24 protein-coding genes are annotated in these 23,986 nt (G+C 39.3%); 6 read left to right on the plus strand and 18 right to left on the minus strand.

All coding sequences use genetic code 11. From position 1 onward, the window contains the following. Window positions 1-503 precede the first annotated feature (503 nt). Genes BGM26_RS08195 through BGM26_RS08205 form a run of 3 tightly spaced genes read right to left on the minus strand, consistent with a single transcriptional unit; the run spans window position 504 to window position 4,008 of the window. Complete coding sequence (locus BGM26_RS08195; RefSeq protein ID WP_217039304.1) at window positions 504-1,436, minus strand: DMT family transporter; 933 nt, start codon at window positions 1,434-1,436, stop codon at window positions 504-506. 50 nt (window positions 1,437-1,486) lie between these two features. Next, window positions 1,487-3,364 carry an ABC-F family ATP-binding cassette domain-containing protein gene (locus tag BGM26_RS08200; RefSeq protein ID WP_217039306.1) on the minus strand — a complete coding sequence of 626 codons (1,878 nt, stop codon included), beginning with the start codon at window positions 3,362-3,364 and terminating at the stop codon, window positions 1,487-1,489. Further along, the gene (locus tag BGM26_RS08205; RefSeq protein ID WP_217039308.1) at window positions 3,361-4,008 is read right to left on the minus strand and encodes an HD domain-containing protein; all 648 of its coding nucleotides are present in this window, start codon (window positions 4,006-4,008) and stop codon (window positions 3,361-3,363) included. The genes BGM26_RS08200 and BGM26_RS08205 overlap by 4 nt, the downstream gene beginning before the upstream one ends. A 255-nt stretch (window positions 4,009-4,263) precedes the next feature. Here BGM26_RS08205 and cysK point away from each other — a divergent pair, with 255 nt between their 5' ends. The 4 genes from cysK to BGM26_RS08225 all read left to right on the plus strand — a co-directional run bounded on the left by cysK (window position 4,264) and on the right by BGM26_RS08225 (window position 7,867). Beyond that, window positions 4,264-5,193 (plus strand): cysteine synthase A, encoded by a 930-nt coding sequence (gene cysK, locus BGM26_RS08210; protein ID WP_217039310.1) that lies wholly within the window; start codon window positions 4,264-4,266, stop codon window positions 5,191-5,193. A gap of 104 nt (window positions 5,194-5,297) precedes the next feature. Next, a complete protein-coding gene (locus BGM26_RS08215) occupies window positions 5,298-6,140 on the plus strand; it encodes an ABC transporter ATP-binding protein (RefSeq protein WP_217039312.1) in 843 nt (280 codons plus the stop codon). Next, a complete protein-coding gene (locus BGM26_RS08220) occupies window positions 6,073-6,831 on the plus strand; it encodes an ABC transporter permease (protein ID WP_217039314.1) in 759 nt (252 codons plus the stop codon). Before BGM26_RS08215 ends, BGM26_RS08220 begins: the two co-directional genes overlap by 68 nt. A gap of 28 nt (window positions 6,832-6,859) precedes the next feature. Continuing rightward, a complete protein-coding gene (locus BGM26_RS08225) occupies window positions 6,860-7,867 on the plus strand; it encodes an ABC transporter substrate-binding protein (protein WP_217039316.1) in 1,008 nt (335 codons plus the stop codon). Between the two features lie 115 nt (window positions 7,868-7,982). On the opposite strand, the gene BGM26_RS08230 is transcribed toward BGM26_RS08225, so the two are convergent. The 3 genes from BGM26_RS08230 to BGM26_RS08240 all read right to left on the minus strand — a co-directional run bounded on the left by BGM26_RS08230 (window position 7,983) and on the right by BGM26_RS08240 (window position 11,593). Next, complete coding sequence (locus tag BGM26_RS08230) at window positions 7,983-8,831, minus strand: DegV family protein (protein WP_217039318.1); 849 nt, start codon at window positions 8,829-8,831, stop codon at window positions 7,983-7,985. A gap of 341 nt (window positions 8,832-9,172) precedes the next feature. After that, entirely contained in the window at window positions 9,173-9,703 is a 531-nt protein-coding gene (locus tag BGM26_RS08235; protein WP_217039320.1) for a hypothetical protein, read from the minus strand. A gap of 201 nt (window positions 9,704-9,904) precedes the next feature. Further along, window positions 9,905-11,593, minus strand: a complete 1,689-nt coding sequence (locus tag BGM26_RS08240) for a formate--tetrahydrofolate ligase (protein WP_217039322.1) — start codon at window positions 11,591-11,593, stop codon at window positions 9,905-9,907. Window positions 11,594-11,868: 275 nt separating this feature from the next. Between BGM26_RS08240 and metA the strand changes: the two genes are divergently transcribed. Next, window positions 11,869-12,777, plus strand: a complete 909-nt coding sequence (metA, locus tag BGM26_RS08245; RefSeq protein ID WP_217039324.1) for a homoserine O-acetyltransferase MetA — start codon at window positions 11,869-11,871, stop codon at window positions 12,775-12,777. A gap of 323 nt (window positions 12,778-13,100) precedes the next feature. Here the strand turns inward: metA and BGM26_RS08250 are convergent, their stop codons facing one another. Together BGM26_RS08250 and BGM26_RS08255 are read right to left on the minus strand one after the other, a co-directional pair. Then, window positions 13,101-13,793, minus strand: a complete 693-nt coding sequence (locus BGM26_RS08250) for an AIM24 family protein (protein WP_217039325.1) — start codon at window positions 13,791-13,793, stop codon at window positions 13,101-13,103. Window position 13,794: 1 nt separating this feature from the next. Continuing rightward, complete coding sequence (locus BGM26_RS08255) at window positions 13,795-14,493, minus strand: class I SAM-dependent methyltransferase (RefSeq protein WP_217039326.1); 699 nt, start codon at window positions 14,491-14,493, stop codon at window positions 13,795-13,797. A gap of 195 nt (window positions 14,494-14,688) precedes the next feature. On the opposite strand from BGM26_RS08255, the gene BGM26_RS08260 reads away from it, so the two are divergent. Then, window positions 14,689-14,907 (plus strand): DUF3892 domain-containing protein, encoded by a 219-nt coding sequence (locus tag BGM26_RS08260; RefSeq protein ID WP_217039327.1) that lies wholly within the window; start codon window positions 14,689-14,691, stop codon window positions 14,905-14,907. 29 nt (window positions 14,908-14,936) lie between these two features. Here BGM26_RS08260 and mntR read toward each other — a convergent pair whose 3' ends face one another. The 10 genes from mntR to BGM26_RS08310 form a co-directional block, all read right to left on the minus strand. Further along, window positions 14,937-15,359: a transcriptional regulator MntR gene (mntR, locus tag BGM26_RS08265; protein ID WP_217039328.1), complete on the minus strand. Its 423-nt coding sequence runs from the start codon at window positions 15,357-15,359 to the stop codon at window positions 14,937-14,939. Between the two features lie 265 nt (window positions 15,360-15,624). After that, a complete protein-coding gene (locus tag BGM26_RS08270; RefSeq protein WP_217039329.1) occupies window positions 15,625-17,772 on the minus strand; it encodes a DNA topoisomerase III in 2,148 nt (715 codons plus the stop codon). Window positions 17,773-17,977: 205 nt separating this feature from the next. Further along, window positions 17,978-18,610: an FMN-dependent NADH-azoreductase gene (locus BGM26_RS08275; RefSeq protein ID WP_217039331.1), complete on the minus strand. Its 633-nt coding sequence runs from the start codon at window positions 18,608-18,610 to the stop codon at window positions 17,978-17,980. Window positions 18,611-18,766: 156 nt separating this feature from the next. After that, complete coding sequence (locus BGM26_RS08280; RefSeq protein ID WP_217039333.1) at window positions 18,767-19,057, minus strand: HesB/YadR/YfhF family protein; 291 nt, start codon at window positions 19,055-19,057, stop codon at window positions 18,767-18,769. A gap of 118 nt (window positions 19,058-19,175) precedes the next feature. Next, entirely contained in the window at window positions 19,176-19,619 is a 444-nt protein-coding gene (locus BGM26_RS08285) for a MarR family winged helix-turn-helix transcriptional regulator (protein WP_217039334.1), read from the minus strand. 192 nt (window positions 19,620-19,811) lie between these two features. Continuing rightward, on the minus strand, window positions 19,812-20,432 hold the full coding sequence (gene cdaS / locus BGM26_RS08290) for a sporulation-specific diadenylate cyclase CdaS (protein WP_217039335.1): 621 nt from the start codon (window positions 20,430-20,432) through the stop codon (window positions 19,812-19,814). 48 nt (window positions 20,433-20,480) lie between these two features. Beyond that, entirely contained in the window at window positions 20,481-21,026 is a 546-nt protein-coding gene (locus BGM26_RS08295) for an NADPH-dependent FMN reductase (protein ID WP_217039336.1), read from the minus strand. A gap of 124 nt (window positions 21,027-21,150) precedes the next feature. Then, window positions 21,151-21,327, minus strand: coding sequence for a PAS domain S-box protein (locus tag BGM26_RS08300; protein WP_217039338.1), 177 nt, complete (start codon window positions 21,325-21,327; stop codon window positions 21,151-21,153). Between the two features lie 266 nt (window positions 21,328-21,593). Beyond that, a complete protein-coding gene (locus BGM26_RS08305; RefSeq protein WP_217039339.1) occupies window positions 21,594-22,652 on the minus strand; it encodes an LLM class flavin-dependent oxidoreductase in 1,059 nt (352 codons plus the stop codon). Window positions 22,653-22,668: 16 nt separating this feature from the next. Beyond that, a complete protein-coding gene (locus tag BGM26_RS08310) occupies window positions 22,669-23,610 on the minus strand; it encodes a ring-cleaving dioxygenase (protein WP_217039344.1) in 942 nt (313 codons plus the stop codon). Window positions 23,611-23,986 lie beyond the last annotated feature (376 nt).

A 23,986-nucleotide genomic window follows, 5' to 3' on the forward strand; every position in this document is an offset into this window, starting at 1 on the left:
AGTGTTGCCAAGAGTGAATAAAATGACTCATCTTTTTTACACAATTATACGGACTTAATCAAAAAGCATGTTCAAGGGTTAATAGAACCGCTCTATTAGACCGCTAGTAATGAAAAAGCATGTTCAAAGGCTAATAGAACCGCCCTATTGGACCGCTGGTGATGAAAAATCATGTTCAAGGGCTAATAGAACCGCTCTATTGGACCGCTAGTAATGAAAAATCATGTTCAAAGGCTAATAGAACCGCTCTATTGGACCGCTAGTAATGAAAAATCGTGTTCAAAGGCTAATAGAACCGCTCTATTGGACCGCTGGTGATGAAAAATCAAATTCAAAGGATTATAGATGCGCTCTATTGGATCGCTAGTGGTGAATGCCCTCCGTTCCAATCAACTCAGATTTATATATATAAAATCACACTATTAAAGCAACAAAGTTTACGAAAACAGCCCATGAAAAAAAGCCTAACACGAAAAGTGCAGGCTAAAAAATTTGATAGATAGCTAATTTTCATTTGAAACCTCTTTATTTTTAATTAATGATAGGATGACAATCGTACAAATAATACATAATGTACCTAACCAATCTTCCAAACCAAAGGTTACGCCCAGCCAGATGACAGCTAAAAAGGCTGCGGAAAGCGGTTCAATACAAGCTAGTAAACTAGCTTCGGAGGCATTAATGTATTTAAGACTTTCTAAATAGCAATAAAAAGCGATTAATGTTCCAAATATGACGATGAATATGACTGCTAAATAAGAATCAAGCGACCATTGTCCCTCGAAGCGCCACGGAGGGTGGATGAAGCTAAAACTAATGCCACCGATTAACATTCCCCATCCGATCGTAATACTAGATCCCCATCTAGAGAGAAGTTTAAGGGGCTGCAAAGTATAATAGGCCAAAGCGACTGCTGAGGTTAATCCCCAAAATAATGCCGCTCCAGATATCGATAAATTCTGAATGCTTCCATGTGTCACAAGCAGAAATGTACCAAATACCGCCAAAACAATAGCTATTATTTCTATTTTCATTGGCAATCGCTTTGTGCGTACGGCTAAATAACAAGATATTAACACAGGTGCTAAGTATTGAAGGATCGTAGCTGTCGCTGCATTTGAATGCTTAATCGCCGCAAAGAAAGTATATTGGACAGCTAACATGCCAAGAATACTAAACAGCACAAGACTAAAAACATCGCGTTTGTTTTTCCATATCGCCCATACTCGATGTTTTTCTTTTGTGCTAGCAGCACCTAATAAAATCGTTCCAGCGATCAATAACCGGATGACAACTAACCATTCCGGGCTAAATCCTTTCTGCTGAAATAGATATTGAGCAACAGTCCCTGAAACGCCCCATAATACTGCTCCTATCAGTACTAGTGCAATTCCTTTTGTGCGCGATTGTGATAGTGCCAAATTTATGGAACTCATATTTTTTCCTTTCTAGAATCCTCTTAAAATAACATAAGCCGCCAGCGCCTTTATTCTGCTAGCTCGGATAGGTAGCCCCATCTTTCGATTAAATGTTCTAATTCTTCATTTAAGGTCGCTTCTTCTTCCATTAATGCCCGGGCTTTTTCAAAATCGCTGCCAGTATTGTTCATCTCTACAGCAATTTCCTCAAGACGGGTTTCAACGCTCGTAATATGGTCTTCAATTCCTTCCCATTCTTTCTGCTCGTTATAAGTCAATTTTTTCTTTTTCGGCTTTTCTCGTTCTCTTGTTGCCGGATTGACAGTCTTTGCCTGCTCTGCTGGTTTTTCATTTTCTTTTTCAAGATATTCCGTGTAATTGCCGAAGAACATGTCAATTTGTCCTTGCCCTCTAAGGACAAGAAGCTGGTCAGCGACTTTATCTAAGAAATAGCGGTCATGGGAAACGGTGATAACAACGCCAGGGAATTCTTCCAGGTAATCTTCCAGTACCGTTAATGTTTGTGTATCCAGATTGTTTGTTGGCTCATCAAGAAGCAGGACATTCGGTTCTGACATTAAGATTTTTAATAAGTAGAGACGGCGTTTTTCCCCGCCGGAAAGTTTACGAATAGGTGTTCCATGTGTAAAGGAAGGAAAAAGGAACCGCTCGAGCATCTGAGCTGCAGAAATTGTTTTTCCATCGGAAGTCTCCACAACCTCCGCCGTTTCCTTTAAATATTCAATCATCCGCTTATTCTCGTCCATATCTTCGCTTTCCTGTGTATAATAAGCGACTTTTACCGTCTGTCCTACCACTCGTTCTCCGGAATCCAATGGCATTTTTCCGGAAAGGATGTTCAGGAGCGTTGACTTTCCTGTACCATTTTTTCCGATAATGCCGATTCGATCTCCAGGTTTTACGAGCAGGTCAAATGAATGTAAAATGACTTGATCTCCATATTGCTTTGAGGCAGATTTCAATTCAAAAACTTGTTTTCCAAGCCTGCTTCCACTTAAAGCCATATCTAGTTTTTCTGTTGATTTGACTGAAGAAAGCTGGTCGTCCAAATTTTCAAACCGTTGGATTCTAGCCTTTTGCTTTGTTGTCCTTGCTTTGGCTCCTCTACGAATCCATTCTAGTTCCCGGCGATACAAGTTTTTTCTTTTCTCAACTGTTGCAGCATCATTTTCTTCTCTTACGGCCTTTGCTTCTAAGAATGCGCCATAATTTCCTTTATAGCTGTACAACTTTCCACCGTCCAACTCAAACATGCGATTTGTCACCCGATCAAGAAAGTAACGATCATGGGTGACAAGGAGAAGCGCACCCCGGTATCGCCCTAAATATTCTTCAAGCCATTTGACCGATTCAAAATCAAGATGGTTTGTCGGTTCATCTAAGATGAGCAAATCTGGGGACTGGATTAGCGCCTGCGCAAGTGCGACCCTTTTCTTTTGTCCTCCTGAAAGCTCGCCAATTTTTTTATCGAAATCCTCAATGCCAAGCTTCGTTAAAATCGATTTGGCATTTGTACTTGCCTCCCAAGCATTTAAGGAGTCCATTCTCTTTTGCTGTTCAAAAAGCTTTTCTTGAATTGCTGTATCATCAGGAGTTCTGTTTAATTCAAGGAGTGTTTGCTCATATTCCCGCAACAGAACAAGCACAGGGGCATCACCTGCAAATACTTGAGCTAGAACAGAAAGCTCAGGATCTAAATCAGGCTGCTGTGCTGAATAGGAAATCGTGTAGTCTTTCGGGCAACTAATTTCACCTGAATCTGGTAAATCCACCCCCGCCACAATTTTGAGCAAGGAAGACTTCCCTGTTCCATTCACGCCAATTAGACCAACCCGATCTTTTTCAGAAATGATAAATGAAATAGCGTTAAAGAGCTCCTTTTCCCCATATGTTTTTGTGACATTTTCGATTGTAATCATTTTCATGCCTGACCATTCCATTCGTTATAAAATTCTTCTAGAAACTGTTCCATAAATTGATGACGTTTTTCCGCTAGTTTTTTTGCTGTTTCCGTATTCATCCTGTCCTTCAGCTTTAATAACTTCTCATCAAAATGGTGAACAGAGGATGACTTTCCATTCCGATATTCCTCTTCTGTCATTACATCTCTTACTTTAATTTCCGGATCATATAAAGCCTGGCCTTTTTTGCCCCCATAGGCAAAAGTTCTTGCGATCCCAATCGCTCCAAGTGCATCAATTCTGTCTGCGTCCTGGACAATTTCCGCTTCTATACTCAATAATTCCGTTTTCTTACCGCCTTTAAAGGAAATAGAACCGATAATTTCAATAATTTTGTCTTGTACCGTATGTTCAAGCGCTAATGTTTCAAGGAATTCAGCAAGCTTTCTCTCCCCAGCCTCTTTGGAGGAATTCAGCTTCTCATCCGGAATATCATGCAGCAAGGCAGCCATTTCAACGACGAAACGATCCCCCTTGTTTTCTTTTTCACATATATATAAAGCATTTTTACGCACACGCTCAATATGATACCAATCATGTCCCGTACTATCGTCTCCCAGAACTTTTCGTACAAATGTTTCTGTCTGTAAAATAATATCCCCATTCATCAAAAAATCCACCTGCTTTCTTCACTCAAACCCCATTTTAACATGAAGCGCGTCATTCTACGAAAGAAAATACCGCTTTTCGTTTTTGGCTAAAATAACGCATTTTTAACAATTGAGAACGAATCATATGATTAGGTAAAATCACATCACTTTTTCACTTCTTTTAATTCCCTGTAAATAGGTATGTATTATAAGATATTATTCTGCTATTATTGAATAATATGAATAATCACTGAGATTGCGAGGGGCTTGTTGATGAAAGTAGTAAATAATATTGCAGAATTAATTGGCGAAACGCCACTTGTGAAATTAAATAGGCTTCCGAATCAAGATGGAGCCGAGGTTTATGTGAAGCTTGAATATTTTAATCCGAGCCGCAGCGTGAAAGACCGCGCTGCATATCATATGATCACAGAAGCTGAAAGTGCCGGCCTTTTAAAAAAAGGGGCAACGATCATTGAACCGACGTCAGGCAACACGGGAATCGGCCTTGCGATGAATGCAGCTGCGAGAGGCTATCGTTCGATCATCGTTATGCCTGATTCCGCCACAGCCGAAAGAATCAATATCTTAAAAGCATACGGTGCTGAAGTCGTGCTCACACCTGGTGATGACAAAATGCCCGGTGCGATAAAAAAAGCCCAGGAGATCGCTGCATTGACTCCTAATAGCTTTGTACCGATGCAGTTTGAAAACGAAGCAAACCCTGATATCCACCGCAAAACAACTGCAATAGAAATTATTGAAGCGATGGAAACTCACGGGAAGAAGTTAGCAGCCTTTGTCGGCACATCCGGAACAGGCGGAACGATTACAGGAACAGGCGAGACGTTGAAAGAATATGATTCTGCCATTACTGTGCATGTTGTGGAACCAGCCGGATCGCCAGTTTTGTCTGGCGGAGAACCAGGAAAACACAAGCTCGTTGGAACAAGTCCAGGTTTTGTCCCGCCCATTTTAAATACATCTGTGTATGATGAAATTTTTCAAATCAAAGACGAAGAAGCCTATGACACGGTCAGAAAGCTTGCCGCACTTGAAGGGATATTACTCGGCCCCTCTGGAGGAGCATCTGTATATGCTGCACTGAAAGTGGCAAAAAGATTAACACCGAATGAAACCGTCGTCTGCATCGCACCCGATACTGGGGAGCGCTATTTATCTAGTGATCTCTTTCAATATTAAAAGCAGGATTTACTTTGTATCCTGTTTCTTTCATACTTAAATAGCCGATAAAAACGATCGGGTTAATTACAATTTAAAAATGACACTTATTGCGGGGTGAAAATATGTATTTAACAATCGATGGCATAAACAAAAGTTTTATCGATGAAAAAAATAGTAGCGTAAAAGTTTTGGATGACATCAATATAAACATTACAAAGGGGAGCTTTGTTTCAATTGTGGGGCCCTCTGGCTGCGGAAAGTCGACCCTACTTTATATAATTGCAGGGCTTGAAAAAGCAGATAAAGGTGAAATCAATATATCCGGAAACAAGGTTATTGGACCGGGGCCAGAACGAGTGGTCGTTTTTCAAGAAGCGGGATTATTCCCTTGGCTAACAGTGCTTGAAAATGTAACTTACGGCTTACACCTGAAAAAAATGCCGAAAAAAGAAGCAAAAGAAAAAGCACTAGATATTTTAAAAATGGTTCATTTGAGCCGATATATCGATGCTTATCCGCATCAGCTTTCCGGAGGGATGAAGCAAAGAGTTGCCATTGCCCGTGCTCTAGTTATGGAGCCAGACATTTTACTGATGGATGAACCTTTTTCCGCGCTTGATGAACAAACGCGAATGGTTCTTCACAAAGAGCTGCTGGAAATTTGGCGAAAAACAAAAGTAACAATCTTTTTTGTCACTCATAATATTAGAGAAGCTGTTCTGCTATCTGAGAAAGTGATTGTTTTCGCGACTCGGCCGGGCAGAATTAAAGAGGTCGTCACGGTAAAAACAACAAAAGATGGTGTTATGCCTGACAGTGTGACGCTTCATTCTGAACAAAGAATCTTATCAGTTTTGCAAGAAGAAATTGAAAAAGTACTGAAGGAGGAAATGGGTGATGACTACAGCTTTAAGGAGAATCATCTTCATCGCAATGATAGCGGTGATTTGGGAAGTCACATCTAGTTTTTCCGGTCTCCCGGAATTTATGTTTCCCCGGCTGACACAAATTTTCGAAACTTTGTTTAATGGAATAATTAACGGGCAAATTACCGCAGCGATTGGAAAAAGCTTCAGCCGCATTTTGATCGGATTTCTCATTGCCATTATTTTAGGAATCATCATGGGTTATTTAATCTGGCGGTTCAAAATTATTGAAGATACACTTGGGTTTTTAGTGACCGCACTGCAGTCGATTCCAAGCATTGTCTGGTTTCCGCTTGCCATCATTTGGTTTGGCCTGAATGATTTTGCCATTCTATTTATTGTGACGATTGGCGCTACGTGGACAATGACGATCAGTGCAACGAGCGGGTTTAAAAATGTGCCGAAGCTATATCAACAAGTTGCGAAAACGTTCGGTTCAAGCGGCTTCCATTTCCTTCGGACCGTAATCATGCCTGCATCCATTCCTCAGCTACTCTCTGGTCTTCGGATCGCCTGGGCTTTTTCCTGGAGAGCATTAATGGCAGGAGAATTGCTTGGTGCAGGCGGTGGCCTCGGGCAGCTGCTCGAAACCGGGAGATCACTAGGGCAAATGGATCTCGTTATTTCAGTTATGATTATTATCGCAATTATCGGAACCATTATGGATAACGTTGTTTTTATGCGATTGGAACGCTCGATTCAAACAAAATGGGGACTTAATCAGCGGTAAAATAATAATAATTAAAGGAGATTGTATGATGTTGAAAAAATCAATTTTAGCTCTAACCGCCCTATTAATAATTGGAATTTTAGGTGCTTGCACACAAGGCGGAAATGAAACCGATAAAAAATCTGGTAGTCAAACCGTTAAAATCGGCTATTTTCCTAATTTAACGCATATCGCCACAATCGTAGCACTTGAAAACGGATATTTTAAAGAAGAATTTGGTGATGCTGTGACGATTGAAACAAAGACGGTCAACAACGGCGGCTTGTTCATGGAAGCGATGACGACAAAGGCAATTGATGTTGGAACAGTCGGACCAGGACCGCTGCTTAACTTTTATGTTAAAAATCCAAAATTCCACATTATTTCCGGGGCAGTGAACGGCGGCGCTGTACTTGTTGCTAGTGAACACAGCAATATTAATGATTTGACTGATCTAGATGGAAAAAGAGTAGCAATCCCTGTTATTGGAAGTACGCAAGATGTGATGTTAAGAAAAGCGCTTAAAGATGTGAACCTTAATGCAACAACGAATGGCGGAACTGTTGAACTGTTCGCTTCTGCTCCAGCAGACACAGCTACGCTTTTCGTCCAAAAATCAGTTGATGCTGCAGCCACACAGGAGCCATGGGGCTATATTCTAGAAACCCAGGCAAACGGCAAACTCCTGCTTGACTGGGATCAGTTCGCATGGGGAAAAGAGTCAACAAATACAGTAGTAGCCGCTAGAGATGAATTCATGGAAAATAAAGAGCTTGTTGCTGCGTATTTAAAAGCGCATAAAAAAGCTGTTGCCTTTATCCAAGATAACCCTGAAGAAGCTCAAGATTTGGTCATAAAACATATTAAAGATTTAACTGGTAAAGAAATAAACAAAGAAGAAACAGCCGCGGCATTTAAGAGATTGCAAGTAACAACGGATGTGAACGAACAAGTCATTCAAGAAATGGCCGATATTAGCAATGAGGCAGGCTATATCCCTAGTAATAATATTAATGGCATGATTGATTTATCATTTCTTCAAGAATTAAATAAATAAAAGCAAACAAGTATGCGGCTAATCGCATACTTGTTTGCTTTTATACTAGTTAAATGGTAAATGACAAGATAATTATGAAAGCATTATTCTTCAAACAGGCAAGTCCATCCAATGTTTAATCAAGCCCATTAAACCAACTAATCCCGAGTGTATTTTCCCCTGCGTGAACGCCAATCGTCGCCCCGATCGAACAACTGCTAAATTCAATTTCTGGGAACTCTTGCATTAACTCTTTTTGCCAAGCTATCGCCTCAGTATCATGCAATCCATACAATAAAAAAGCTTCTTTCAAAGGCTGGATTTCATTGGCTTTCCGTAGCTGCTGGACAATTTTATCCTTCGCTTTTCTCTCACTTCTCGCCTTTTCCTTAATATTCAATTCCCCATTCTCAATCGAAATAATCGGCTTCACATTCAGCATGCTTCCAAGGAAAAATTTCAGGCCAGACATTCTTCCGCTTCTATGAAGCTGTTCCAGACTTCCAATTAGGACATATAATTCATTTGTATCTCTTAATTTCTCTATCTTTTCTTTGACTTCTTCTAATTCCATTCCTGATTCCAGAGAATGAATTCCTGTTTTGATGATCTTTGTTAGCGGATAAGTTAGGATTTTAGAATCAATGGTTATTACTGGGATGTCAACAAGCTGTGAAGCCTGCTCACAAGAAGACACGGTACCACTTAATTTAGAAGAAATAAGAACAGCGACGATCACATCATAATCTTCTTTCAATTTCTCAAATACATTTTGGAAAGCCCCGATGGATGGCTGTGATGTTTTTGGTGGAGTTTTCAACGTTTTTAATCGTTCATAAAGTTCCTCCGTCGTTAAGTCAATCCCATCCGTAAATTCTTCGCCATCAAGGATAATTGTCATTGGAACTTGATAAACATCCGGATGATGTAACAGCTCCTCATCCAAAAATGCTGTACTATCAGTTACCCAAGCTACCTTTGTCAAAAAATTGCCCCCTTCTTAATATCAATTGGCTCTTTTCGCATTTATTTAATCTTGAAATTTTGCCCGTTGATTTCCGCTGCGGGTACTTGCTTTCCGCGGGGGAGGGACGGGAGCCTCCTCGGCGTTACTGCCTGTGGGGTCTCCCGCTTCCCTCTATTCCCCCAGGAGTCAAGTGCCCTCCGCTCCAATCAACTCAGAATATTAAATAAAAATTTACATTATAAAAACAACAAACTTTATGAAAACAACCTTACAAAATAGCCTATAAAATTTCGAAGTAGTAAACCGAAACCTACAAATAACCCTGCCAGCTTGAGATTGGCAGGGCCGTTTTTTTATAATCAGCGGATACTAGACCTTAGACTTTTTAGACTAACCATCAAATAATCGATCATCGAAACTAAATCGTCAATTTGATCTTCCAGAACCAAGCGATTAAAAATAACTGTTGTTTCATTGCTAATGATCTTTCCGTCATCAAAGGGATCTCTCATCACGACCTGCTTAATGGTGCGGTCTTTACCCCAAATATCAATAAGAATCCTCTCAATCTTTTGAAAAAGAGAAAGCTCATTTGGATGCTTCAGATAAAATTTCACATAAATATGACAGCCTGCAAGCATGGAGGAGCGAGCTGCCGGCAAAAGCTCAGCAGCCAAATTGGCAAGGCTCGCTTCCATCAGAAATGAGCAATAAATATCAGCTTGCCCTTCCATTTGATCGGTAAATGAAATCTCATATTTTCGGGAGATCTTCGCTGAATTTAAAAGATCATTTCTGTCCAAAATCCTAATTTCTCCGCTTAAATCAAGATCATAAAGTGTCCCTTCAATGACAACCTTCATATTTTCGAATGCTGTCGGATCAAACATTCCACTCACCTAATCAAATTCGCCTTGGCGTATTTGCGCCCAGATTTTTACCTTAGCTTGCTCGATAAATTCCTTTGAAAAATCTGAGGCATCCGCCGGAGGCTTAATTTTATTCAGCAGAGGTTTGAACCCCCGCTGAATTGGATACCTGTTTATATTCATATCCCCATTATATCGTTTAGAGACTTCTTCTGAATAAAATTAAAATAGTCCAACCGCGCCGCCTTTTTCATTTACATCCATGTTAAGGGCAGCAGGTGCTTTTGGCAATCCTGGCATTGTCATAACATCCCCTGTAAGAGCAACGATAAATCCGGCGCCTACAGATGGCTTAAGCTCCCTGATTGTGATCGTAAACCCAGATGGTCTGCCTAGTTTTGTTGGATCATCAGATAATGAGTATTGGGTTTTAGCCATACAGATTGGCAGATTGCCCCAGCCATGATTTTCAAAATCTTGAAGCTGTTTTTTCGCTTTCGATGAAAATTCAACTTTCTCTGCTCCGTATACCTTTTGAGCAATCGCATTAATTTTATTTTCAAGCGTATCAGAAAGATCATATAAAGGTTTGAAGTTGTTTTCTTTACTTTCTATCACTTCAATTACCTTATTCGCAAGTTCAACGCCGCCCGCGCCGCCTTTTTCCCATACTTCAGTTAATGCAACTGGGATACCCGCTTGTCCGCAAAGCTCATTTAATGTGCTAACTTCCTGTTCAGTATCTGTAATGAAGCGGTTAATAGCTACTACATAAGGCAAGCCGAAGCTTTCGATCGTTTCAACGTGTTTTCTCAAGTTAGCGAAACCTTTTGTAAGGGCTTGTACATCTTCTTTTCCAAGCTCGGTTTTAGGAACGCCGCCATGCATTTTTAATGCTCGAATGGTAGCGACTATTACGACTGCCTCCGGTTTAAAACCTGCGCTTCTTGCTTTAATATGTAAAAATTTCTCAGCTCCTAGGTCAGCTCCAAAGCCTGACTCCGTAACAACGTAATCAGCAAGTTTTGCTGCCGCAGTTGTAGCGATCACACTATTACAGCCATGGGCGATATTAGCAAACGGACCGCCATGAATAAGCGCCGGTGTATGTTCAATTGTTTGGACAAGATTTGGTTTTACAGCTTCTTTTAACAATAGTGTTAATGCACCTGCAACACCTAAATCAGCTACTGTAACCGGCTGTTTATCATAGTTGTAGGCAATGACCATACGGCCTAGTCTATCTTTCATATTCTCAAGGTCAGTAGATAAACATAATACGGCCATGATTTCGGATGCAACCGTAATATCAAATCCGTCTTCCCTTGGAACTCCTTGAAGTGGTCCGCCTAAGCCAACTACTACTTTTCTTAACGCACGATCATTTAAATCAACCACACGCTTCCAAACAATTCTTCTTTGGTCAATGCCAAGTGCATTTCCTTGCTGCATGTGATTATCAATTAACGCGGCAAGCGCATTATTTGCCGTTGTAATGGCATGAAGATCGCCTGTAAAATGCAGGTTAATATCCTCCATTGGCAGAACTTGTGCGTAGCCTCCACCTGTCGCCCCGCCTTTAATACCCATGATTGGTCCAAGTGATGGTTCCCGTACAGCGATCATTGCTTTTTTGCCGATTCGGTTGAAAGCATCTCCTAATCCTACTGTCACAGTCGATTTTCCTTCTCCAGCCGGTGTAGGATTAATGGCGGTAACAAGAATAATTTTTCCGCTTTCTTTCGTTTGCAGCTTTTTTAATGCTTCAGTTGATAATTTTGCTTTATACTTTCCGAATAATTCGAGATCATCCGCATGAAGGCCGATTTTTTCTGCGACCTCTGTAATTGGTTTCATCGTTGATGCTTGGGCAATTTCAATGTCTGATTTTACAATTGGCTTTACGTTCATGTGTATCCTCCTAGGCATCCAATTTTGTAATCGTTTACTACTCCATTATTGTACCACTCAATGCTATTTTGTAGATAGTAATTTTAGTTTTTCTAATATTCAAAGTTTATATAACAGCCTATATGAATGAAGCAAAGCCGCTACAAATATCCATTCAGTTGCCGTTTACGAAAATCAATATTCTTTATGAAAACAGCAATTCTTTATGATTGCTACAATGGTTAATCATCTTTATAATAGAATAAATTGAAATTTTCGAAAAGAGGGATGATGATTTGCCGATTAAAATACCTAAGCTTCTTCCAGCAAGGGGAATTTTGGAGGAAGAAAATATATTCGTGATGGATGAGGACCGTGCTCAAACACAGGATATTCGCCCATTAAATATACTTATCTTAAATCTAATGCCTGAAAAGGAAAAGACTGAAACGCAGCTGTTAAGACTTTTAGGAAACACGCCTCTTCAAGTGAATATTTCTTTCTTAAAGATGGCTACTCATGAATCCAAAAATACGAGCGAGCTGCATTTAGAACAATTTTACACGACTATTGCGCAAATTAAACAACGTAAATTTGATGGAATGATCATCACTGGCGCACCAATCGAACTGCTCCCTTTTGAAGGAGTAGATTACTGGGAAGAGCTATCAGAAATCATGGATTGGACGAAAGAGAATGTAACATCCACACTCCATATTTGTTGGGGCGCCCAAGCAGCATTGTATCATCATTTCGGCATTAGGAAATACGAGCTGACAAGTAAATGTTCCGGTGTGTTTACCCATCACATTAATGATTATTCTGAAAAATTATTATTGGGGTTTGATGATGCCTTCCTCGCTCCTCATTCGAGAAACACAGATATTTATATTGAGGAACTACAAAATCATCCGAATGTAAAATTGCTTTCATCCTCCGAAGAAGCAGGTCCGTTTATTATGAGCGCGAATGATGGGAAGCAAATTATGATTACCGGACATTTAGAATATGAAGCTCGTACACTAGCGGATGAATATCGCAGGGACTTAGACAAAGGACTAAACATTCATATGCCGCAAAATTATTTTCCAAATGATGACCCAGGTAAACAGCCGTTAAATAAATGGCGCTCTCACGCCCATTTGCTCTTCTCGAATTGGCTGAATTATTATGTTTACCAAGAAACACCATTTGAATGGGATTAACTAATTGAAACTACAATATTTTTGTAGCATTTAAAGCTTTTTATGAAAAATTCCAGTCATTTGCTTGCATGGATTAATTACTTTCTCGCATTTTCACCTTCTATTCGCGAGTTTTAGCTTTCTATTCGCAAGTTTCGACCAGCTATTTGCGAGTTTCGACTTTCTATTTGCAAGTTTCACTAATCTTACAAAAAGGCCGACTCAACAGGAGAATGCCAATACGGTACCCCTGTAGTGTCAGCCTTTCTTTTTTCGCACCAGGAACTTTATGATTGCTCCGAAAAAAATCCTTCCTCGAATATATACCGCTACAACAATTTTTTCTAACTTTGTTGCTGCAAGTATACTTCCTCAAATGGCTGGACAACAACAAAACCATTCCCTGAAAATTTCATTTGAATCGACTCGCCACTCCCTCGCCCCAAGAAGGTTTTAAATGAAATATCTGTAACAAATTCCGGCTGCAGTGTACCTGACCATGCAACTGTTGCGTTCGGGTCTGTATAAACCGGACTATCCGGTGTCACTACCAAGGTCAGCGGCTCGTAATGTGATGTAATCGCGACCATCCCTGTCCCTTCGAGACGGACATTAAAAAGCCCCCCAGAGAGCACGCCGGCTATTTTCCTCATTAATTTAATATCCCAGCTAATCGATGGTTCAAAAGCAAGCACATTATTGCCATTTACAAAAATGGATTCCCCTCGTAAATTCAAGATCGAGATTTTTTTCCCTTGATCCGCAACATAAAGCTTTCCATTTCCTGACGCTTTCATCAAGGAAGTCCCTTCACCGGTAAATGCCTTCTTAAACATTTTCCCGATACCGTGTTCGAATATGCCCTCCCGTTCAAATTTGATTTGACCGCGATAGGAAACCATCGATCCCGCTTTCGCCCATATTTGGTTCGTTAAATTAATTTCTAGCATTCTTGGGGTTTCAAGTTCAAATAGCCCCTCACCTTTGTCTTGCTGTTCTGTCTGCTTTACAAAATCATCAACCGAATAGCGGCTCATTTCATATCTCCCTTTCCTGCTTTTCATTCCTTAACATGAACACCCACATGAATGATAGCGATTGTTTAAGTTCGACCGGCAGGGATCCTTTTGAAAGCTGTTCAGCGCTCCGTTTATAAACGCCAAGCTCATCAAATTTTGTCCAATTATTTTCTGCCGCCAGCCTTTCAAATTCCCATGGCATCATCGTATTGCAAATTACTTTTTCATCATATAAGCGCCGATAGCTATTTTCCCGTGGCCCTGCTGTTGGACCAAGAATCCCGATACAGGCCAGTCCTCCTGGTTTGACCACTTTTTGAATTTCTTTTAGAACCTTAAGAGGGTTTTCAGTCCACTCAAGTGAGTTTATTGCTAATACGGCTTCTAATGAACTGTCGGCAAACGGAAGAGATGAGATATCTCCCTTCTGAAAAACAGCTGAATTTCCAATATTTATTTCTCTAGCTTTACGGATCATCTCCTCAGACACATCCATTCCTGTTACGGCATACCCCGATTCAGCAAGCTTTAACGATCCAAAACCGTCCCCGCATCCGAGATCACACACCGACGATCCCATCTTCACATGTTTTGCAAAAAATGGAGCGATATCCTTTCTGCTCCCGGATTCCCACATTTCACGGCTTTTCGAATTCCATGTTTCCGACCGATCATCCCATTGTTTCTCCGCTTCTGCTGTCCAATTAAACTGACTCATGAAATCCCACCTTAATTTAATAATATGTACGAACCTGAAAATGAAAAGTTTCGTTTTTGGTAATTTCTATAAAAAGGGCTCAATTTCCTTTGTTTATCAAATGGAAAAAGGTGCAATAATAAATGGCAGGAATAAACTGCAATAAAGCAGGTTGTTTTCAGCGAGGATATCAAACAGAAAAGGAGAAGGAAAAAAATGAATGGAGAACAACTAATAGCTGTTCATCGCAATAACTATGGCGATATTATTAGCTTTCAAACATCAAAAGGGAGAATCATATCTTACCGAAAAGCTTTGCAGGAGGCAGAAAACGGGATCATTAGCGGCGTTAGGATCGGAGAATCGGAAGATGGGGTTTCTTACTTAACCCCAGAAATAACCCCTTCATTCGATGAATTGCCGAATATATACTAAAAGGGACCTGATCCTAATCAGTTCCCTTTTTATTGTTCCTCATTCTTCTTTTGAATTTCTCGTAGGGCATCAACCCGGCTTTTATCCTCTTCAAAGTATTCCACTAAATCGCCGACACGGTCGATCGCATCCCAGCTTAAATGATGCTCGATCCCTTCAACATCTTCATAAATATTTTCTTCTTTTACCCCGATCAGGCGAAGAAGCTGTTCGAGCAAATCATGCCGAAAAACAAGCCTTTTGCCAATTTTCTTACCCTTTGAGGTTAAAATTAATCCTCTGTATTTTTCATAGATGAGATACTCATCTTTATCAAGCTTCTGAACCATTTTGGTAACTGAAGAAGGATGAACAGCAAGCGCTTCTGCAATATCTGAAACACGGGCATACCCTTTCTCTTCAATTAATATATATATTTGTTCAATATAATCTTCCATACTCGGTGTTGGCAACCAATACCCCTCCTATTCAGAAAAGCGCAAGGCGCCTGCCTATCGGCTTATGACCTCGAGCCGATGACGCCTGGAGCTAGACAGTAAAAAGCCAAAGCGCACCCAAGATTATTTCAAAATAGTAAATTGGCCAGGCCTTGGAGCATTGGCAGCATTCCATATCTTATATTAATGACAAGTTAAATAAATAATGGCCACTACAAATATTACTATAGTTGGGATAGTGTGACAAGGAAACCTATTAAATCTATGTCTGACCATAATCCTATGGAAAAATAAATTTCACCTTTTGTTCTTTATCTTCCCAGAATAATTTTGCTGAAAAAGGTTTTTCTTTGCCTGTAAAGCCTTCAATTACTTCTGTCACTCCGTCTTTTAACAATTGCTTGACTAATTTTTGTGTGATTGATTTCCCCATGATTTTTTTTGAGATCGTAAACCCGCACTTTGTTTTGCTGTAATTGGAGCAGCCATAAAACTTGCCTTTATCAACTATTTTTCCTTCACATAATTTACACTTGCCGAGTTGAACAATTCTTTTTTGTTTAAATTCTCTTGGGGTAAAATTATCCTTGTCTTCCTCCTCGAATGTCCAACCTTCTGCGTTTTTCACTGAAACCGTAATAAGGTGGGATACCATCTTATTCGTTTGGTCCATAAATTGTCTCGGGGAAGCCTCGCCAGCTGAAATGTCTTTTAGTCGTTTTTCCCATTTTGCCGTCATTTCAGGGGACGCAAGGATTTCCGATCCGATCGCATGAATTAATATTTTCGCTTTTGAAGTCGCATAGACGAGGTTTTTATTGACATCGATATAGTTTCGGTCTTTTAACATTGTGATAATACCGGCCCTCGTTGCTTCCGTTCCCAAGCCTTCAGTTTTCATCAGCACTTTTTCCAGTTCCTTATCCTCAATATGCTTTCCAGCGGTTTTCATCAGCGTAATGAGCTGGCCTTCAGTATATCTTTTGGGAGGCTGGGTTTTACTTTCTTTTACCTCCGCCTTAACAACCTTGCCCTGTTCTCCCGCTTGCAGTATCGGCAGCATAGGCTCATTTTCCTTTTCATACTGTGGAATGACCTTTCTCCACCCCTCTTCAAGCTGCACTTTTCCTTTTGATTGGAATAAGGCTCTGCCATCAACGAGTGTTTTGATTGTTGTATATTCGGTCACAGCTTTTCCATAGTGTGCTGCTAGCAGACTTCTGACTACTAAATCATAGAGTTTCCTCTCATCCGGTGGGAGCTTTTCCACATTTGGCACCTGTTCAGTGGGAATGATGGCGTAGTGATCCGTCACCTTCTTGTCATTTACATACCGTTTATTATGAAAAAGCGAACTTGATGGCAATGGAAAGAATACTTGATAATCATCAATTCTTTCAATTTTTTTCAGTGTATCAGGAAACAGTTCTGCCTCTCCTTCAGTAATATGCCTTGAGTCTGAACGAGGATAGGAGACGTTCCCCTTTTGATAGAGTTTCTGCAACACGTCAAGTGTTTTTTTCGGTGGAAATTTAAAACGGCGATTTGCCTCCGCCTGTAATGCTGATAAATTATAAAGCATTGGCGGAAGGAATTCTTTTTTTTCCGCATGAACTTCTGCTACTCCCGCCTCTTTATTTTGGCAAAAGGCAGCTATTTTTTCAGCTAGTTCCTTTGTTTGAATTCTCGTTTCGCCGTCTTTTTCCCATTTTCCTTGATATTTTTTTCCGTCCATATTGAACTGGGCTTGGACTTCCCAAAAAGGCTCTGATACAAAGCTTTGAATCTCGTTTTCTCTTTTTACAATTAAAGCAAGCGTCGGTGTTTGCACCCTCCCTACTGAAAAAACATCGGAAAAACCCTGCTGCTGTAGGAGTAAGCTGTATAGACGGGAGGCATTCATGCCTACAACCCAGTCCGCACATGCCCTTGTGTATGCCTCATAATAAAGGTTGCGAGTAGCCGTTTCTTCTAGCAACCCGAGAAAGCCATCTTTAATGGCTTTTGGGGTTAATGAAGATATCCAAAGCCTTTTCATCGGCAGCCTTGATTTTGTAAGACGGAGGATATTCCTTATGATTAATTCGCCTTCCCTCCCGGCATCTCCCGCATGAATAATTTCTGTCAATGCGGGATTGGAAAGCAGCTTCTTAATTGTATAAAACTGTTTGGCTTTATCTTTTGTTACTTCATACTCAAATTGGGTAGGAATGATCGGCAATGAATGCAGCGACCACTTCTTCCATGCTGAATCATATTTTTCCGGTGCTGACAGCTGGCATAAATGCCCCACAGCCCAAGTCACATATGCCCCTTTTGGAAAAACATCATTAGGAAATATTTCAACAAACCCCTGATGTTTCTTCATTTTAAAAACCGAAGCCAGTGTCACTCCCTGATCCGGCTTTTCCGCAATAATGAGTTTCATAGTATTGCTCACTTCCAATTTGCTTGATTATTTTAGAAATCTATATTAATACTACTTAATCAAGGAGAAAATAACTAGACTTAATTAAAACAGTTTACCTAATTAAAACTTTCATTTGGCTTGATCCTCCGAAATAAATCAGCCCCAAAATTGTTTAGCTAACAATTTTGGGGCTGTATAAAAATAGACTTTATTATTTTATAAATTAAACCGTTACTACTGATAAACTTTTTGCTGTAGCTTCTACTTTTGCTAAGCCTTCAGCAATAATAGTTTCCGCTTGACCCGGCATAGCTGCATGACCTTCAATAATCACTTCATCAACAAGCTTCATACCGAATACTCCGCCGCATACATTTTTAATATAAGTTGCAGCCATTTCCATTGGTGCTGCTTCTGGTGATGAGTAAATACCTCCGCGAGCACTTAGAATAACGAATTTTTTGTTAGTTAATAATTGTACTAGTTGGCCATTTTCATCATATTTGAAAGAAAATCCAGCTTGATACACATAGTCAATGAAAGTTTGTAATTTAGCTGGGATTGTTAAATTCCATAATGGGAACGCGAATACAACTACATCTGCAGCTGTTACTGCATCCATTGCTTTTTGTTTTGCAGCTAAAATACGTTGTTCAATGTCTGTCAACTCTTCGCCTGATGCAACTTTACCAAAAGCGCTGAATAAATCTTGGCCAAGGTATGGCATATCTTCTGAAAATACATCGTATGTTGTTACATTGACACCTTCAATATTTTTCATAAATGATTCATACATTTTAGTTGATACTGCCTCTGATGCTGGACGGTTATTTGCTTTTACTACTAATACATTCAATATATTTAAGTCTCCTTTTTATCTCTAATTTAATAATCTCGAATTGATAATATATCAAATAAACATAATTAGTCAATGATTTAATCTTACTTTAATTAAACCAAGGCTGTGTTAAATGTAGCTGTTGATTTTCGCTGCAGATACTTGTTAATTTCTTTACTTTTTATTAAAAATAAACTCTACCTCGTTATTTTCTAATAAAACTTTCATTTCAAATTCTTCCAAAAACCATGAGTCATCGTCATTAAAGTAAAATGTTATTCCCTCGACTTCGTCCTTTATCGCGATATTCCCTGCTTTTCCAATAGATATACCTAAAGAATAGTTCGGATGTACAGTAGGAATACCACCGTACAGTTGAACAAAAAATTGAACAAAATCTCCTTGATTTAAATCCATTTCGTTTTTATACCATTCAGCCGCTTCTTTACTCACCTTTAAACTCATCTACTCACCACTTATCTATATAATAAACTGCTTCTGTTTCTTTTACTTCCGACAGGATTATTATTAATGGTTACTCCCATTTCATTACTTGATTAATCAAGTAATAGGGCAAAAAAAATTACTTTGGAGGTAATTCTTTTTTTTGGCTATGTTTATGGACACGAGTCATGAGCGTGTACAATGTTTTCGTTTCTTCCTCACTTAAAACATCATCAAAAAATGACGATTGAAACGCAAGTTGAGCTGGCATGGCCTCCTCTAAAATCGCTTCACCTTTCTTTGATAGGCTAATCGTTTTCGTTTTCCAATCTTGCTTGCGTGTAATGTACCCTTCTTTTTCCAAACGAGCAAGCATTCTAGAAATTCCACCTTGTGTAACAGTTACCTTTTCAGCTAACTCAATTTGAGTAAGAGGCTGATATACATGAATTTGCACGAGCACATCAAATTGTGCTGTTGTTAAATCAAAACGTTTTAAAAAATCATTCGAAAGCTGGTTACTGTGGTTCGTAAAACGCATTAAGCGTAACCATATTAAAGATCCCATCGTATTATTCCGCAACTCGTTTTCCTCCCCAACTTTAACCTTATTATCACTTTACCACTCAACTGAAAGGAAATCAAGTTAAAAATCAATGACAATATAGGCCTTCATAGATTCTCTCCGCATCTTTATAAGCCTTTTATCTCACTGAATTAAAATATAAAAAACCTAGGCTTATCCGATAGGAGGACAAATCTAGGTTTTTATACTTTATAGGACTTCTGCAGTAGTGATAGGGTACATGCTCCCATTAAAAGCAAATGAAATTCTGCCCGTCTCCTCTGATACTACAAGCACAAGAGCGTCACTTTTTTCAGATAAACCGAGTGCAGCCCGATGACGTGTCCCCAATTTTTTATCTCCCGTATATCTGTCTGAAAGCGGGAGGACATTAGCAGCGGATATTATATGATTTTGACTAACCAACACAGCCCCATCATGTAAAGGATTTCCTGGAAAAAAGATTGATTCTAATAAGGAATGGCTCAATTCTGCTTCTATGGAAATACCTGGGTGTATTAAAGATTCAAGAGAATCCTCGCGTTTAATAACAATTAATCCTCCATGCTTCCGCTTCGACATATTTTGAACACAAATTGATAACTCCAGATATTTATCCGTAAACGGGGATAAATAACAGTTTAAATAAAAGGTTGCAGCTTTCATTTCGATATGTACAAATCTATTTTTTATTTTTTCAAAATTTCCAAGAAGACAATAATTCTCATTATCCATTGTTTCTAAGCTGCTCTGAAGAGCTGCTATAACTTGGCCAATATCTATTTTTAATGATTGTTTCATAGGTGAAAAGTCACAATTTTCCTTATTCACGGAGACACACCTCCTTTTTGTAGTCGACTAAGGGGCAAACTTATTTTATTATCTTTTATTTTTTTCTATCCAATCAACAAAGTTATACATCGTTCTATCCAATATTTGAATAGTGGGCTCATGAATTAGCACACCTGATTTATTCATTTTCTCATGTACATTAGTTATATAAACTTCATTTCCAGGTAAAATTAGTGCTGAAATGCCTGGTGAATTAAGAATTTGACGAAGATGAATCTGAGCACGTACCGTTCCTAGGGCCCCTGTAGTGCTGCCGATGATCATGACCGGTTTTTTAACCATAACCGTATCAACTCTCGAAACCCAATCGAGTGTATTTTTTAAGATTCCTGGAATGGAATGATTATATTCAGGTGTAGTAATTAACACTCCATCACTTTCTGAAATCTTTTGCTTAATTTCCTTTACGATTGAAGAAGAATTAAACTCATCATCTTCACTGTATATTGGTACCTGTTCAATCTTTAAAATTTCAATTTCAATTTTCTCTTGAAATCTTTCTTGAATAAAAGCAGTCAGCTTTCTGTTGTAAGATTCTTTACGATTACTGCCAATAATTGCAGCGATTTTCATGAATATTATCCTCCTAGCATAAAACCTAATACAAACCTTATTAATATACAATTTTCCCTTTTTATACCCTTTATATGCTAGTTCGATATATACTTTATAATTTAAATCTCCATCTAATCAGCTTTCACCATCCTTTTAATTCTTCCACATTCCATCCAAAAAGGGCTTCAAAAGCCGGATTAGCATCAATAATTGCACCATCTTGACCGATTGTAAAAATGGCATCTGTCGTATTATTCCAAATAAGATCAAATACTTGAATGTCCCTTACTGATTTGAAATTTGTATCTACTGACATCATCAATTATCCAACTCCATTCGAAAAACCCTTAATTTAGTAAAATACATGTTAAGCCCAACTGAATGTCCAGTTAGGCTTGATCGTCACATAATTATTTTAATATCATTATGGTATAAATTAATGAAAGGGAAAAGCACGCACTTATAAGTGACATGGTACACCAAAAGATACTAATAGAAGTTATAAAAAACTGCTGAATTACTTGTGCATAACAAATAATATTGGTTCATTATTTTTAAATTGATAAATCGGCTATTTACTTGCCCCTAATTTTTTGCTGTCAATTTTCTTACAGCAGGTAAAATTTCTGTCGCAATCAATTCGATATTTTTCATAATTTTATCGAATGGCACACCACCAAAGTCAATTTGTGCCATGAATCTCTGTTGACCGTAAAGTTCATATTGATAGTGCATTTTCTCAATAATTTGCTGTGGGCTTCCTATCATTAGAGCATCACGATAGTCAATTGCTTGTGCGAATTGCTGCTTTGGATACCCCCCGCCTCTTAAAGCCTTCATCCCTGAATTCACATGTGGGTAGTACTCTCGAAGTGCATCCTGTGAATTTTCTGCCGTGTAAAATAAGCTTGTTGTCGCAATAAGCAACTCAGCTGGGTCAAATCCACTTTGCGCCGCAGCTTCACGATAAGCGTCTACAGATATTTTAAAATTTTCCGCTGGGCCCCCAAGTGTTGTTAGCATCATCGGTACTCCTGCATGGCCTGCTTTAATGGCACTGGCTGGCGGACCACCAACAGCACGCCAAATCGGCATTTGGCCATTTCGTGGCTGAGGTAGAACATAGGCATTTTCCAGTGGTGCACGGAATTGCCCTTCCCAAGTAACTCTACCATCATTATTTATCTTCAACAGCAGCTCCAATTTTTCTTCAAATAATTCTTCATAATCACGGACATCATACCCAAGCAAGCTATAAGCACCAATCCTTGATCCGCGTCCGGCGACAATTTCAGCCCGGCCATTTGAAATTAAATCAATAGTCGCAAAATCCTCATACACACGAACGGGGTCTGATACACTTAATACTGTCGCCGAGCTCGCAATTTTAATATTTTTTGTCGCTTGTGCAATAGCACCTAAAATGACCGTATGTCCTTGGGTTGTAAAATGCGTTTGATGACTTTCACCAACAGCAAATACATCTAGATCTGCTTCATCAGCTAGCTTACTTGCTTCAATTAATTCGCGAATGCGTTGTTCAGCGCTAATGCGACTTCCTGTGTACGGGTTTAGCAAATGATCCCCAATTGAATATAAACCGAATTCCAATCCTTTATTAGGATCTATACGATATCGCTCCATTTTCATTCTCTCCTTTTTAATCAAGCGGCTTTAATTTTGCTTCAATTTCTGCACGTTTACCTTCTAAAAATGGCGGTAAATCTAATTTCTTTCCTAAACTTTCAATTGAAGAATCTACTGTAAATCCAGGTCCATCTGTTGCAATTTCAAATAAAATGCCGTTCGAATCACGGAAATATAAGCTTTGAAAATAAAAACGATCGACAACACCTGATGTAAAGTAACCGCGTTTCTTCACTTCTTTTTCCCAAAACATAAGTTCTTCCTCGTTTTTTACTCGAATAGCTAAATGGTGAATACTGCCTCGACCTGGCTTTTCAATTGGCCCCTCCTGCTGCTTCACGACAATTTCGCCAAATGTTTGACCTGCAACAGACTGATAGATTGCCTCATTTTCAGAGCGCGCTACTTCAACATAGCCAAACATTTCCTTTAAAGTTCTCGCTGTTTTTTCCAAATAACGCACTGTAATTTCCACTGTCCCCATCCCTAAAATGCGGTGATCATGCTCCACAGCAGATTCTTCCCATGCCGCCCAGTGTTCAGGTATATCTTCGTCATTATTATTTAGCAAAATAAGTCGTAACCCTTCTGTATCCTCAAAGGGAAGTGCTGCTCGACCAGCATATGTTGTGATTTCCCCATGGTTAATTTCAAATTGCTCAAAGCGTTTTTTCCAATATTCAAGACTTTCAAAAGATGAGACAAGTAAGCCAATTTGAGAGATAGCATTTGTCCCGCGATATGTTCTTCCAGCTAACGGCATTTCAAAAAAGGATAGCTCCGTACCCGCACTTCCAGTTAAATCTCCGTAAAATAAGTGATACATTGAAGGATCATCTTGGTTAACGGTCTTTTTCACCCGCCGAAGGCCTAACACGTTTTGATAAAATTGATTATTGATTTGAGCGTTTTTTGTAATCATCGAAATATGATGGTGTCCAGGAATTTTATACATCTTGGTTCCTCCTTGTTTATCACTCGTTCAATCAAGTAAGGCAAAAAACTCACATTATATCTTTATTTTTTGTTGGTCTATAGACAAGTAGTCTTCAATATGTTACTCATCAATGACATTAACATCACTTTACCACTCAACTGATGGAAATTCAAGAATAAAATCTTGAATTCGAGATATTTTGTTCTTGAATTCATGGCTCTTTTCGCATATATTGTTGTTTTTATCCTTCAAAATTTGCCCGTTGATTTCCGCTGCGGGCACTTGCTTTCCGCGAGAGGGGACGGGAGCCTCCTCGGCGTTACCGCCTGTGGGGTCTCCCGCTTCCCTCTATTCCCGCAGGATACTTAATTTACATCCTTGAATCTGCCCACGT

Source organism: Bacillus sp. FJAT-29790, from assembly GCF_019039215.1.
Taxonomy (GTDB): Bacteria; Bacillota; Bacilli; order Bacillales; family Cytobacillaceae; genus Cytobacillus.